We start from the raw sequence: 13,140 nt of genomic DNA on the forward strand, positions 1-13,140 counted from the left end.
TGTCTCACACTCATGCAGCGGCCTTCTGCTTGCCGAGCCGCTTGATGGCCTGCTCCAGCGGACGCTGCCCGTCACAATAATCTTCCCAGGCGGTCATTTTCTTCAACAGCGCAGGCACTGTGCGGATCGTGAAGCGCTTCGGATCGAGATCGGATTTGAGCTGAGTCCAGGTGAGCGGCATCGACACGGTGGCCCCGGGCCGCGCGCGCGGCGAAAGTGGCGCCACGGCGGTCGCCATGCGATCGTTGCGCAGGTAGTCGAGAAAAATCCGCCCGCCGCGCAGGCTCTTGGTCATCTTGATCAGATAGAGGTCCGGATTGTCGCGGGCCATCTCTTGGCAGACGTCATGAGCAAAGCCCTTGGCCTCGGCCCAGGACAGCGGCTTGCGTTTGTTGATGGCGAGCGGTGTGACGACATGCAGCCCTTTGCCGCCGGTGGTCTTGCAGAAGCTGATCAAACCGAGATCGTCCAGCCGGTCGCGAATCTCGCGCGCGGCGGCGACAACCGTGGAGAAATCCACGTCAGGGCCGGGATCCAGATCGAAGACGAGGCGGCCCGGCACTTCCGGTTGGCCGGGCTCGCAGTTCCAGGGATGCAGTTCGATGCCACCGATCTGGGCGATAGCGATCAGCCCTTCGACGCGATCGACCTGAAGATACGGCTTCTTGTCGCCGAAGACCTTGACCAGTTCCAGGAGGTTCGACGTGCCGGGCATGGCGTGCCGCTGGAAGAACTGCTCGCCGCCGATCCCGTCGGGCGCGCGGATGATCGAACACGGACGACCCTTCACGTGATCGATCAGCCAGGAACCGACGGCCTCGTGATAATGGGCGAGATCTTCCTTGGTAACCGGCTCATCATCGCCGGCGTCCGGCCAGAGCGGTTTGTCCGGATTGGAGATGAGCACGCCCATGACCTCGGCTTTCGCGCCCTTGCGGCGGATGGGCTTCTCCTTTGCGACGGCCGCCGGCTCTGGTGTCTCGGTCTTCGCGGGCGAAGCCGGTTTTTCGGCCTCGACCTCCGCCGCCGGTTTATCTTCCCGCAGGCCCTTGAAGGCGGCTTGGCGCACAAGGCCGTCCGCAGTCCAGCCGGCGAACTCGATCTCGGCGACGAGTTCGGGTTTCAGCCAGACGACATCCTTCTCCCTCTTTGGCGCGCCGATCCCGGTAAAGGGAGATGTGTCTGTCTCCACGGCTTTCAGCTTGGGCAGCAGCGTCCCGACGGTCTTGGCGCCATAGCCCGTTCCCACCCGGCCAACGTAGACGAAATGGTTTCCGCGGTTGACGCCTACAAGCAAGGAGCGGAATTTGCCGTTCGTCTTGGCGTAGCCGCCGATCACGACCTCATGGCCGGCGCGGCATTTTGATTTCGCCCAGGTGTCGGTGCGGCCGGATCGATACGGCGCGTCCGCCTGCTTGGAAACGATACCCTCCAGCGAAAGTTTGCAGGCGGAACGCAGCACCGCATCGCCCCCGGTCTCGAAATGCTCAACGAAGCGCAGGTGTGGATCATCGGTGGCATCTACGAGAAGATCTTGCAGCCGCGATTTCCGCTCGGTGAGCGGTTTTTCCCGCAAATCCTCCCCACCGTCAAACAACAGGTCGAAGGCGAAATAGACGAGGTTGCCGGTGTTCTTCTCCGACAGTGCCGCCTGTAGTGCGGCGAAGTCAGGGGCGCCATTGTCGTCGAGGGCGCATATCTCGCCGTCGATGATACAGTCGGGAAACGACGTGGCAGCCTCGGCGATCTCGGGATATTTGGCGGTCCAGTCGAGGCCCTTGCGGGTCTTCAGCGTGGCCTTCCCGTCGGCGACCCGCATCTGGATGCGATAGCCGTCGAACTTGATCTCGTGAAGCCAGTTGTCCCCGGCGGGCGGCCGTTCCAGCGTCTCGCAAAGCTGCGGCGGGATGAATTCGGGCAGGTCGGCGGCCGTGGAGGTCGCAACCTTTTTGTCAGGCCGGTTTTTCTTGCGTTCCTCGGCGGCGAGGCCGTGCTTGCTATCCCAGACGGCATCTGCCTCGACATCGCCGCTCGCCGTCATGAATGGCCTCGGCTTGCGGCCCTTGCCGGCGGCGATCTGATCCATCGTGCGCCCCGATGCGACGGAGGTCATGTTCTCGTCGAGAATGGCCGCGCCGTTCTCCTCGACGGAATGGTCGTCATGGTGCTTGATCAGCAGCCAGTTGGTGCGCTTGCCGCCGTCGCGGTCGTGACGCATCCGAACCAGCACGAAGCTTCCGTGTAGCCGCTTGCCGTGCAGCACGAACTTGAAGTCGCCCTTCTTCAGCGCCTCCTCCGGCGACTTGCTGCCCTCCGGCTCCCAATAGCCCCGATCCCAGAGCATGACCGTCCCACCGCCGTACTGGCCTTTTGGGATAGTGCCTTCAAAATCGCCATAGTCGAGCGGATGGTCTTCCACCTCGACGGCCAGACGCTTGTCGCTCGGATCGAGCGACGGCCCCTTGGTTACCGCCCAGGATTTGAAGACACCGTCGAGTTCGAGTCGGAGATCGTAATGGAGCCGGGTGGCATCATGCTTCTGGATGACGAAGCGCAGTCGGTTCGACGCCTTGACTTCTGTCGATCCGCTCGGTTCCTGCGTCTGCTTGAAATCCCGCTTATTCTTGTAGTTTGAGAGCTTGTCAGCCGCCATAATCGACCTCGATCCATCTCGCGTTGCCGGTAGCCGTCGAACGACCCGCCGCGTCAAAACGAGAACCCCGCGCAAAGGATTCTTGTTCCGCGCGCCGGCCACGATGTTCAGTTGCGCGTGCCGCGTCCGGCGAATATCCTCGCAGCTGGCGAAACGCCGTTCAACTTACGAGGACGACATGGCAACGGGCACGGTCAAATTTTTCAATCAGGACAAAGGTTTTGGGTTCATCACGCCCGACGATGGCGGGCAGGATGTCTTTGTCCATGTCTCCGGCGTGATCTCCGGCGGGCCGCTGCGCGACGGTTCGAAGGTCAGCTATGACCTGGGCCAGGACCGCAAGACCGGAAAGTCGAAAGCGGAAAACGTTCGCGCAATCTGATCGACCCAGGCAAAGGGCGGCGGCTAGTCGATGCCGCCGCCGAGCAAGTCGAGGGTGACCGGATCCCGTTCGTCGGCAAAGAAGTCCGCCAGAGCCAGACGAAACCTCTCACCCTCCTCACCGGCAAGCTTACCGAACAGCGTCATCGACGCCGCCTTTCAATGCCAATGTGGTCGGCGCGGCTGCGAGTAGCACGGCGACGGGCACCGTAATTGCCGACGCGCTGAGCGCCACTGCCGCCGCAAGCCTGATCAAGCGTGCCCGCCTCGCGCGGCGGGGATCCCATTCATACGCCATACCCAGTCCCTCCGAACTTCAGAACAGCATGCGGAACGGCCAGAGTCCATCCCTCGAGCCGCTCCGTTGCAAAGCATATGCCGATGTCTCGCGGGAACATGTCCCATCCATCTCCAGTTTAGTGACCACGCCGCCGGAAGCGAGGTCAGCGGCTGCCCGGAGGCTTTGCTATCAACTTGACCTCGTGGAGATTGGACATGGCGAGCAATGCGTTGAAAGCCCTATTGGGCGTATTGGCTGTGGCGGGCTATCAGAACCGTGACAAGATCGCGGAGATGCTCAAGAGCCTGCGCGCGCCTTCGCAACCCGGTCCCGATGGCCGGCCGCAGACTGGCGGCCTCGGAGATCTACTCGGTGGTTTAACCGGGGGCGGCTCGCAGGGGGGCTTGGGCGGGCTCGGCGGTCTCTTCGGAGGTGGGATTAGAGGCGGCGGCTTGGCTGGCGGACTGGGCGAGTTGCTCAAGGAATTCCAAGAAAAAGGCCACGGCGACACCGTGCACTCTTGGGTCCAACCAGGCGAAAATAAGCCCATCGACGACAGGCAGCTATCCGAGGTTCTCGGACCTGAAATCCTCAATGATCTTTCCGCGCGGACCGGATTGTCGGCGGATGAAATCCTCAGCCGCCTCAGCCGCGATTTGCCGACGGCCGTTGACGATCTGACCCCGCATGGTCAGTTGCCGTCCGACGAGGAGGAAACCGTCGCACCGTCGTCCGTACCGTCGGTTAGGCCTACCATCGTATGAAGACAGCCGCGGGAAACCAATAGGCGAGCCTATACAATAGCATGCCTTTTTGGGTTATCCTCGGGGACATCCTGTCGAAACCTGTCGGGCTTCAACTGCGCAGATTATCCAACTAGATTGAACGAAGATCCTTCCCTGACTCTCGTGCAAGTGAATGGGCTGGAGCTTTTGGAAGCGCTCGATACGGTGACTTGAACACAGCTTGGTGACGGCTGACCTGAGCGGTTTCGTCTATTCTCTAATGGGTGTCCGGACCGATCCAGCCGCCTTTCCGCGCCAGAAGAAGGGACGCCGAAAGTGAGCCTGGCCGTCGTTGTCAGGTGTAATCAGGAGGACGTCACGTGAGAAGGGAACCCGGGTCGGGCCGTGGTAGCGGGCTTTATCATCAACGGCGGACAGGGAGTGGAGGGTCACCTTGGACGAGAATGGCCAAAACGGATCATCCGTTCGGAAGTCCTCTGGGGCTCACACCATGCATCGTGCCGTCAGTCTTCGCCCTATCTTTCGCAGCATTAGCTACGGTGCAAGCCGGCAGGAAAAAAACGAGCGCCTCGATGCTCGTCTCGAATCTTCGGACAGGGACAACTACGGAGAAGCGATCGTAGGGGGGTCAGCGCAGCCCGAAGAACGATAGGATGGCGATCACGATGACGATCAGGCCTACGATGTAGATAATTCTGTTCATGATACCCTCTAGCTGGGTTGCTCTACATTCAATCGGTGTCCTGAACGGGGATGGCTCAAAAAAGTTCCATCTTCTCAGAAGTTCAGGACCCATTTCCAAGGCCGGCGCCAAACCTAAGTCGCATCCGCTAGCTAAAGGTTTCACGGAAAAAAAACTCCGCGCTCTCGTATTGCCGATAACCCATCGCTTTCCCAGATGCGTGTCGCCAAAGCCGTGCGTCGCGCTTGAATTGACAAGCGCAAAAATCGCTCCAACTCAAGGAGATGACTAGGGTAAGCTCGGCGCTGAGCCGCACGCGTTGGATGGCTGGACTGATAAACAGGATGCCTCGGCGAAAACGCCGGCGTCGGCTTAGCCCTGTTTCATCTCTCAGTAGCTTCTGGGGCTTGATGTGGGCCTATTGGCTCTCAGAGCGCTGGCGGGAGGCCTGGATCCTGACATTCGCCATTCTGCTGCTCACCGGCCTGTCGGCGCAAGCCAGCGTCTGGTTCGCCCTGACGTCCGGCGAACTCATCAACAAGATCGCCTACTTCCATCATCCAACGGCGCCGACGACACCTTCGGCGCTGCTGGCCACTGCGGCGACGCTCGCCGCGATCGCGATCGTACGGGATGCCGGCTTCACGGCGGTTCGCCACTTCCTTTCCACGACACTTCACCGAAAATGGCGCGATTGGCTCGACAAGCGCTTCAACCAGGCCCTGCTTGATAGCAATCACACGCATTTCCATCTGCAGCAAAGCGGATGCGATGGCGCCGGCTCGGTCGTGGCGCCGCCGGACAATATCGATCAGCGGGTGCAGGAATCGATCAAGGGCATGACGGGCGGTGCGATCGGGCTTGCCATGGGTATCGCCGGGGTCATCCTGTCGCTTGTCTTCGTCGGAAGCAAGCTTATCGAGACGTCGAGCCCCGTGCGGGGGCTTGGATTCCTTGGAAGCTACGGGACGGCATGCCTGACATTCCTGGCAATCGCGATCTATGTGCCACTCAACACCTATATCGCAGCAAAACTCGGCGGCATGCTCCAGCATCTTTCGGTGCGAATGCTGGGAGCCGAGGGCAGCTACCGGACGGAATTCAACGTCCTGCTGCACCGTAGCTTCCACATCGCCGTCCTCGGGGGTGAGAAGGTTCAGAAAGACGTCAATACACGTCGATACAAGGAGATCGACAACACCTGGGCCAGCCTCAACCGGGTGACGGCCAGCTATATGGGCTTCGAACTGGTGCATAATTTCCTAGGCTCGCGCATCGTCGCCTACGCGCCCGGCCTTCTGCCGTATGTTGACAACAGGATCAGCCTGCAGAACTACGTGACCGGCGCGGAACTGGCGACCGCCCTCATCAACGAGTGTTCCTGGTTCATCCATGTCATGCCCGATATCGCGACACTGAGGGCCAATGCCCGGCGCATCACAGAGCTCGCGGCCGCGATTGATAGCGTACAGAAACCGCAGGAATTCTACGCGCGATCAGGGCCTTCGGAGTTCCGGTACACGACGCAGCCGGCCGCAAGCGGCCTCGCCGTGAATTCGCTCGAACTCCTGCACGCGCAGGAACGCCAACCCTTCCTGACCGCCGAAAACCTGCGGTTCCTCCCGGCCGAATGGACGCTGATGGTCGGCGATTCCGGCAGCGGCAAGACCTCGCTTCTCAAGGCGGTAAACGGGCTTTGGGCGCATGGCCGTGGCACGATCATGATGCCGGAGAAGGTGCCAAGCCTATACGCCGCGCAGGACGTCAAACTTCAGGCCGTCCCGCTGAAGGACCTCGTCTGCCTGCCGGAGTCCGCAGACGAGCATTCCGACGCCAGCGTCGCCGCGGCCCTGGACAAAGCTGGGCTCGGAGAATTCGCGCAGGACCTTTCGAATGAAGGACGCGACGGCCAGAAATGGGATCACCTTCTATCCGGTGGCGAGAAGCAGAAGCTCGTCCTTGCCAGGATCCTCCTCCTTCAGCCCGGTCTCCTGTTCCTCGATGAAGCCACGAGCGCGCTCGACGGCCAGGCGGTCCAGGCGTTCCACCAAGCGATCAAGGACCATTGCCCAAGGGCGACCGTAATCGCCGTCATGCACGACGTGGCGTCGATCCTATCGGAAAGCGGTGAGGAGTTCTTCGGCAGCGTTCTGTCTATCGACAACGGTGTGGCGACAACCATGTCGATTGCAGCGTGGCGCCAGCGTCTCGTGGACACCAAAACCGACCCCTGAAGAATTGCGCCTAACAATCACACCGCCTGATATTTTATAACCAATTCGTCGCACGAAGGAGGCGCTGCGGACGCGCTCAGTTGCATCATGAATGCGACCCTTAAGAAGAGTGGGGCACATGTCTCAAGCCTGTCGAATGGCGGCGGCATACTTCGGCATGTTGATGGCGTGGTCACGAGCCCGGAGGAACAAAGGACAGTCTGGCCGGTTTGATTGGCGCGGTCGTCATGTAACCCTCCTGGCGCCCCTCGACCGCATGAAAGGCCGCTCGTCGCTGTGCGGCCTTTCGTTTGGACACGATCCTACGTTTCCTGCCTGTCTTGCCAGCCTAGCCTTCGGCAGTGTTCCTCAGCCGCCTGCACCGCGTCGCGCTGGTTCTGGAATGGACCTTCGAGGTAATGCGAGCGCCCTCGGAATTCGACAAAGACACCCTTCTTCAAGACGTCATAGATGACCTGCATTCCACTCTCGTACTTCATTCCTCTGCGCCTCCGTCCCTTCCAGGCGGGTTTTCTGTCAAAGCGTGATTCCTACGGATCGTTGATCAGAATGGTTCACACCAACGTCACTTTGGGCATGCTTTGTTGCGAAGCCGTTCGCAAACTCCTATTTTCGTCGGAGGTTCCCTATCAGTAGGCACAGGGAAGCGCAGACGGAGAGTAAGATGAGCGCGGGAGTTTTCGGGCCGTCAGAACTTGCAGACATGCGTGACGTTTTCGATGAAATTACCTCGCGGCCATGGTTTAGCCGCGACCCGGATGCGCGCGAAGCCTTCGCAAAGTATCTACTCGACGCGTACCCCGGTGGTACTTTCAATGCGACCACTGATAAGCCGCTGCTTGAGAAAACGGCAAGAGCGCACTACGGGCGCGACAGCGGTAACGCCTAGACCGCGCGCGCCGCTCCAGGGCTGCCCGTTGGACGATTGCCCTAGCTCCAGTTAATCGCGCAAACCTCACGGAGGGTAAAATGAACAGCGAAACTTCCGATGAGCCTGTTAATCACGGAGCAAAGGCGCGCCGCCGTACCGGCTCGCGAGGGGCGACCTGAAAGCCATCATTTTCCGACGCAACACTTTCGGCCACCTCACTAATTTCGCTGCGATATCTTCTTGACGGCGCCCTTCGCCCGGCATCTTCTCCGCGTCAAGGCGGGATGATATCGGCCACCGCAGGAGTGTCGAGTTTCAAAGCAACTGTAGGGAATAACTCTACCTGAGGTGAGAGACTGGGCGGGCTGTCTGGTGCTCTCCCGCCGGGAGAATGAAGCAAGACTACCACTCGCTTCCGAGCACTACTTGGTGAAGGTTTCGGCCGGTTTCGGGCCCGTGGATCCCTTTCGGCGTTAGGACCCAGCATCCTCTCACTCCCCTTATGGCCTTCACGGGTCAAAACCTTGCCCGTCGTGCTGCCCTACCGGCTGGCGACAGTTGGATTGCAGCTACAGACACCCCTACTCCGCGTGTGTTTCAATCTGAGACCGGCGAGAGGCGTCGTTAACGTCGCTTCAGCAAGAGGAATTGAACCTCAGACGCGCTGCTCCAGTTTGGAGCGGATGAGAGATGAAAAGCCCGCATCCATCCGCATAAGACCTCATCGTAATCTCTGGCTCGATCCCGCCAGGGAGGAGATCATGGTGCTCGTCACTGCCGGGCCCCTCGCGGTAGCGCTCGTCGCCTTGTCGCTCACTTCAGCTTCCTGGTCATAGGTTCCAGCCGATCCTAGCCAGTTCAGAGGGACGGCCTAGCCGGCGTATTCGGGTCGGCCAGGCCTGCGGAGCATCAGGAAGGAACGGCAAAGACGAAACCTCAACCTTCACGACTGCAGCGGTACCGGGCACGGCGTTCGCCAGAACCGCCTCGTCAGGTTTGACCACCAAGCCCTGTCCAAACGGCTCTATCGGTCCACGGGGAATGAAGATATCGTCGCCGATCTAAGCGAACTGATCTTCTCTGACCTTGGTTCACTACACAATGCATAGTGAAAACGACGGCGATCTCAGTAGGCCCATTTCGGTCTCACCAGCGTGTCGGTCGAGCACCATCGCCTACAGGATACCAAGAAATTCTTGGACCATGAACTAGCCCACCCGTGCCTGGACGGATGGGCTTACTTCTAAGGCGCCGAACGGCTTAGAACTCTTGCCAGTCGGTCTTTGCGGCAAGCGCCGTATTGCCGGAGAAGGCCGTACCGACCTTTTGCTTAAGGGCGCGGGCAGGCGACGCATACGCCGACTCCGTGCCGCGGGCGGGGCGAGCCGATGCGGTCGGGCTTGCGCCGGCCAGTCGGAAGCGCACAACGAGGTCACGCAGCCGCACGGCCTCATTGGCGAGCGTGTTGGAGGCGGCGTTCGACTGTTCCACCATCGCCGCGTTCTGCTGCGTCGTTTGGTCCATGGAGTTGACGGCGGTGTTCACCTCCGCCAGACCGACGGACTGCTCCTTTGCAGAGGTCGCGATCGACTCCATATGGGCATTGATCTCGACGATGAAGCCACTGATCGTCTTGAGGGCCGAGCCGGCATCGCGGACCAGCTTCACGCCGTTTTCGACTTCCGAAGACGAGTTGTGAATAAGCCCCTTGATCTCCTTGGCGGCCTGAGCCGAACGCTGGGCGAGCTCACGCACTTCCTGTGCGACAACGGCGAAACCCTTGCCGGCTTCACCCGCACGCGCTGCCTCGACACCGGCATTGAGCGCCAGGAGATTGGTCTGGAAGGCAATCTCGTCGATCACGCCAATGATGTTGGAAATCTGCTGGGAGCTTTCCTCGATCTTGCGCATGGCCTCTTCCGCGTGGGAAACCACCTGGGCGGATTCCGCGGCCGACCGGTTGGCCTGGCTCGCCACACTCTTGGCTTCATCCGTGCGTTTGCTGGAATTGGCGACATTGACGGTGATCTCGTCGAGCGCCGCTGCGGTTTCCTCCAGCGAGGCCGCCTGCTGTTCGGTGCGCTTGGAAAGATCGTCCGTCCCGGCCGCGATTTCCCGCGTTCCGGTGTCGAGCGTCGAAATCGAGTCCGAGATTTCCGAAAGCGTCGTGCCGAGCTGCGCGACGGACTGGTTGAAGTCATGGCGCAGCGCCTCGAAATCCGGTGCGAAGGTCTCGTTGATCTGGAAGGCGAGGTCGCCGGAGGCAAGGCGCTTCAGGCCGGCGGCAAGGCCCGACGTTGCGACGCGAAGGCGCTCGGCGGCGTCGGATTCCGCCTGTTCCTGCAGCATGATGCGCTCGGCTTCCGCGCGTTTGCGGTTCTCCGCCGCCTCCTGTTCCAGCCGCCGATTGGCAATGGCGCCCTGGCGGAAGACTTCCAGCGCCTTGCCCATGTCGCCGATTTCGTCATCCTTTTTCGCAAGGCCGATCTCGGTGTCGAGCTGGCCGTCCGCCACGTCGCCCATCGAACGGCGCAGCTTGTCCATGCCGCCGATGATGCGCTTGAATGTGACGTAGCCGACAATGGCGAGCATCAACGCGAGCATCGACATGGCGGCGATGGTGAGCATCCAGAAAAATGCCGCGCGCGCATTCGCTTCATCGATGGCGCCCTGCGTGCGTTGGTCGAGCTTTACGAAGAAGGCGTCGACCGGCTTCATGATCCCGGCTTTGAACGTGTGGTACTCGGGCGAATTGAGCATGGTCGAGGCCTTTTCCCTGGCCTCCGGCCCGAGCGTGGCGGCGTTGTCGACGAGGGTCATCGCCTCGGTCTCGATCTTGACCAGCGCGTCGGAGCGCTTGCCCGCCTCGTCCAGGAGCGCAAATTCCTCATCCGTGAAACCGGCCCGCTTCATGAGGTCTTGCATGGAAATGGCAGCGCCGTCGGGGCGGGGTTTGGCTTCGCCACCCGCAACGAAGTCCCAATAGATGCGGTGATAGTCCTTCGGTCGCGGCCGCGTACCGTTCCGGATCTCAATCACGGCATTGTACTGTTCCTTGAACGACGAGTCTCCCGTTTGCGCATAGGTGCGCACCAGACGGGTCAGGTCATCGGAGGACTGGCGGAAGTTGTCGGCGAGGAGATACGACTTGTACTTCTGATCGTAGGCGTTCGTAACGTCGCCCGCAGCGCCGGCGTAGCTCCAAAGGCTGCCGACGAGACCAGCAATTGTTATCCCCGTGACCGAAGCCAGGACGATGAATTGGCTCTTGATTCTCATAATGGATGTGTCCTGCCGTGGGCATACGCTGTTCTGGCGCTCGAACTCATTTCTGGCGTCAAGAAGCCATGCCGCACCTAAGTGCGATATCCAGCGTCATAGCCGGAGAGACTGCAGGAATAGTATAGAATGCTTATTGAATCGCTAAAGTGCCGATTTCGTCCAGATTTTTCTCTCTTGGTGGCATCGAAAATCTTGTGATTGATTTCTTATTTTCAACCTATTTCTGGTTTAACTCAACTTGTGGTGTATTTTTTCTTTCTATCCCAGTAATCTGATCGAAGGATGGAGATTTTAGGGAACTTTGCTTGTTTTTTTCTTGAATAGCTGAAAACGCCGATCGCCTGAAAGTTGCATAAATACAGTGACAAGGATTTGCGTAAGGGCGTAAATTTATGATCACCAATCGACTGGAGTGCTTCAATCTCCCGAACCGGCCGGATACATCCTGTTTCGCGAAGGTTTGGCGATGAGGAGAAACACAGGTAAACCCTATTATTCAGGATGTGCGCGACTTCTGAAGCCGCCAGCATACCGGCTACTGATGCGCATTGTTTTCGACGGCTGCCTTCAACGTCGACAGGGCGGCCAACGGCCGTCGATAGAACCGAGTATTTGTTGGTGTCGAGGCGGATGATGCAGGCTTTGGATATTGGCGCTGGCACGCAATGGAAGCCATCGAACGACTCCACATAGTACACGAGGCTGCCTCGGTCGGGTTCGAACTCTGCCAGGTCGTCTGTCCCGTCTGTTCTGGATGGGTATGAGCCTTGGCATAGGCAATGCATTTATCCAGTAGCCAGACATTAGTTTTCCCAGGCTTTTGGTCCTGAGACCTGCGAAGAAGCGTTCCGCACGGGGCCGAACTGGTTCTCGACCTGTCCTTTCACGTCATCATTGTTCTTTGCCGATCACGCAGTCCTCCCAGACGGTCGTGCATGTCCTCACTACGGGCATGTTGCTATGACGCTTGATCGCGCCCGCTCGAGTGGAATAACTTATCGGCATGGCCGAATGGCAATTAGAATGCCTCGAAATTGACGAGGCTTTTCGTCTACATGTCGAATTCGACTTCCGTTTCCACGTCCTTGAGCGAATCTCGGTGCACGAGCAAATCCGTAGACTTCAGATACCCGCCGATCTGTGGCGAACGGTGGTATTCGCTTTGAGAGACAAGGGCTGGCATCTCGACATGGGCGGTGGCCTCGATCATTCGTGGGCCGTGCTCGAGCGAAATGGCATGCGCATCGAAATGGAATACGATATCTGGTCGGAGGGCGCGATGGTTATGGACGCGGCCGCCGTGGCAAAAATAACAGCCGATCTCCCAGTCGTTCTCATAAGGCACTTAGAGCTGCCTTAGATCAAGGGATGTGGCTGAGGCGTGTGAACCGAGCGGTCCTTGGCTGTCATTGGTGCGCCGTTCCGAGGCCTGCGAAAAGCATCAGCCCCGCTGCGCTACCACGGCTGCAGCCACGATCAACAAGACGAAGAGCCCAGCTGACGCTAACGCAATACCCAGAATGGCTAACCAGGTCCGCGCCCTGCCGAGGCTCGGCCCATCGCCATCAGTTGTCCTTGACCAGAGATATGTCAAAACGCCGAAGACAACCGGCGTGCCGCCTCCGACGGCTATGGCCATCGTGCTCTCAGGAGCCGTATTTTGCCAGATCGCCGAGAATAGATAGACGCCGGCAACGCTCCCCAGGATCAGGGAACCAAGAACGAGGAGAATACGCATCGCACGCCTTCGTATATGAGACCAGCGCGTTCATACCGTGCAAGCTCATTCTCAACCAGCTCTCTCCATGCCTAGGCGTCATGCCCGCCCCTGAGCAATGTCGTAATAAGCATTGGACGCGGCACTACGCGGTTTGATCATCGGATTCATCGTCGGCGTGCCTCTAGGGACGCGAGCCTCACTTTCCCAGCGTCGTCTCATATACAACTGAAATGTCAATCGGCGCGGAATATTGGGTCCTTATCCGCGTCCAATGCACCTCCGACGCTCGAT

General features: G+C 59.5%; 11 protein-coding genes. 5 read left to right on the forward strand and 6 right to left on the reverse strand.

Annotated elements, in window-relative coordinates:
- Nucleotides 1–10: 10 nt before the first annotated feature.
- On the reverse strand, nucleotides 11–2,653 hold the full coding sequence (gene ligD, locus ACOZKU_RS24065; RefSeq protein WP_421580996.1) for a DNA ligase D: 2,643 nt from the start codon (nucleotides 2,651–2,653) through the stop codon (nucleotides 11–13).
- 178 nt (nucleotides 2,654–2,831) lie between these two features.
- Here ligD and ACOZKU_RS24070 point away from each other — a divergent pair, with 178 nt between their 5' ends.
- Nucleotides 2,832–3,035, forward strand: a complete 204-nt coding sequence (locus ACOZKU_RS24070) for a cold-shock protein (protein ID WP_112803963.1) — start codon at nucleotides 2,832–2,834, stop codon at nucleotides 3,033–3,035.
- Nucleotides 3,036–3,058: 23 nt separating this feature from the next.
- Here the strand turns inward: ACOZKU_RS24070 and ACOZKU_RS24075 are convergent, their stop codons facing one another.
- Nucleotides 3,059–3,181, reverse strand: a complete 123-nt coding sequence (locus ACOZKU_RS24075; RefSeq protein WP_421580997.1) for a hypothetical protein — start codon at nucleotides 3,179–3,181, stop codon at nucleotides 3,059–3,061.
- Between the two features lie 348 nt (nucleotides 3,182–3,529).
- Between ACOZKU_RS24075 and ACOZKU_RS24080 the strand changes: the two genes are divergently transcribed.
- Together ACOZKU_RS24080 and ACOZKU_RS24085 are read left to right on the forward strand one after the other, a co-directional pair.
- Nucleotides 3,530–4,078, forward strand: a complete 549-nt coding sequence (locus ACOZKU_RS24080; protein ID WP_421580998.1) for a YidB family protein — start codon at nucleotides 3,530–3,532, stop codon at nucleotides 4,076–4,078.
- Nucleotides 4,079–5,152: 1,074 nt separating this feature from the next.
- On the forward strand, nucleotides 5,153–6,976 hold the full coding sequence (locus tag ACOZKU_RS24085) for an ABC transporter ATP-binding protein/permease (RefSeq protein ID WP_421580999.1): 1,824 nt from the start codon (nucleotides 5,153–5,155) through the stop codon (nucleotides 6,974–6,976).
- A 302-nt stretch (nucleotides 6,977–7,278) separates the two neighbouring features.
- On the opposite strand, the gene ACOZKU_RS24090 is transcribed toward ACOZKU_RS24085, so the two are convergent.
- A complete protein-coding gene (locus ACOZKU_RS24090; RefSeq protein WP_421581000.1) occupies nucleotides 7,279–7,437 on the reverse strand; it encodes a hypothetical protein in 159 nt (52 codons plus the stop codon).
- 203 nt (nucleotides 7,438–7,640) lie between these two features.
- On the opposite strand from ACOZKU_RS24090, the gene ACOZKU_RS24095 reads away from it, so the two are divergent.
- On the forward strand, nucleotides 7,641–7,865 hold the full coding sequence (locus ACOZKU_RS24095) for a hypothetical protein (protein ID WP_421581001.1): 225 nt from the start codon (nucleotides 7,641–7,643) through the stop codon (nucleotides 7,863–7,865).
- Between the two features lie 1,242 nt (nucleotides 7,866–9,107).
- On the opposite strand, the gene ACOZKU_RS24100 is transcribed toward ACOZKU_RS24095, so the two are convergent.
- Both ACOZKU_RS24100 and ACOZKU_RS24105 read right to left on the reverse strand, forming a co-directional pair.
- Nucleotides 9,108–11,126, reverse strand: a complete 2,019-nt coding sequence (locus ACOZKU_RS24100; RefSeq protein WP_421581002.1) for a methyl-accepting chemotaxis protein — start codon at nucleotides 11,124–11,126, stop codon at nucleotides 9,108–9,110.
- 236 nt (nucleotides 11,127–11,362) lie between these two features.
- Nucleotides 11,363–11,827 carry a Mu transposase domain-containing protein gene (locus ACOZKU_RS24105; RefSeq protein WP_421581003.1) on the reverse strand — a complete coding sequence of 155 codons (465 nt, stop codon included), beginning with the start codon at nucleotides 11,825–11,827 and terminating at the stop codon, nucleotides 11,363–11,365.
- A 305-nt stretch (nucleotides 11,828–12,132) separates the two neighbouring features.
- Between ACOZKU_RS24105 and ACOZKU_RS24110 the strand changes: the two genes are divergently transcribed.
- Entirely contained in the window at nucleotides 12,133–12,489 is a 357-nt protein-coding gene (locus ACOZKU_RS24110; protein ID WP_421581004.1) for a hypothetical protein, read from the forward strand.
- A gap of 81 nt (nucleotides 12,490–12,570) precedes the next feature.
- Here ACOZKU_RS24110 and ACOZKU_RS24115 read toward each other — a convergent pair whose 3' ends face one another.
- The gene (locus ACOZKU_RS24115) at nucleotides 12,571–12,867 is read right to left on the reverse strand and encodes a hypothetical protein (protein WP_421581005.1); all 297 of its coding nucleotides are present in this window, start codon (nucleotides 12,865–12,867) and stop codon (nucleotides 12,571–12,573) included.
- Between the last annotated feature and the right edge of the window lie 273 nt (nucleotides 12,868–13,140).

Source organism: Shinella sp. M31 (genome assembly GCF_049199205.1).
Lineage (GTDB): Bacteria > Pseudomonadota > Alphaproteobacteria > Rhizobiales > Rhizobiaceae > Shinella.

What these genes read in the sequence shown, in the direction of transcription:
- ligD (WP_421580996.1), bottom strand. Translation starts at nt 2,653, where the DNA reads ATGGCGGCTGACAAGCTCTCAAACTACAAGAATAAGCGGGATTTCAAG.
- ACOZKU_RS24070 (WP_112803963.1), top strand. Translation starts at nt 2,832, where the DNA reads ATGGCAACGGGCACGGTCAAATTTTTCAATCAGGACAAAGGTTTTGGG.
- ACOZKU_RS24075 (WP_421580997.1), bottom strand. Translation starts at nt 3,181, where the DNA reads ATGACGCTGTTCGGTAAGCTTGCCGGTGAGGAGGGTGAGAGGTTTCGT.
- ACOZKU_RS24080 (WP_421580998.1), top strand. Translation starts at nt 3,530, where the DNA reads ATGGCGAGCAATGCGTTGAAAGCCCTATTGGGCGTATTGGCTGTGGCG.
- ACOZKU_RS24085 (WP_421580999.1), top strand. Translation starts at nt 5,153, where the DNA reads ATGTGGGCCTATTGGCTCTCAGAGCGCTGGCGGGAGGCCTGGATCCTG.
- ACOZKU_RS24090 (WP_421581000.1), bottom strand. Translation starts at nt 7,437, where the DNA reads ATGCAGGTCATCTATGACGTCTTGAAGAAGGGTGTCTTTGTCGAATTC.
- ACOZKU_RS24095 (WP_421581001.1), top strand. Translation starts at nt 7,641, where the DNA reads ATGAGCGCGGGAGTTTTCGGGCCGTCAGAACTTGCAGACATGCGTGAC.
- ACOZKU_RS24100 (WP_421581002.1), bottom strand. Translation starts at nt 11,126, where the DNA reads ATGAGAATCAAGAGCCAATTCATCGTCCTGGCTTCGGTCACGGGGATA.
- ACOZKU_RS24110 (WP_421581004.1), top strand. Translation starts at nt 12,133, where the DNA reads ATGGCCGAATGGCAATTAGAATGCCTCGAAATTGACGAGGCTTTTCGT.
- ACOZKU_RS24115 (WP_421581005.1), bottom strand. Translation starts at nt 12,867, where the DNA reads ATGCGTATTCTCCTCGTTCTTGGTTCCCTGATCCTGGGGAGCGTTGCC.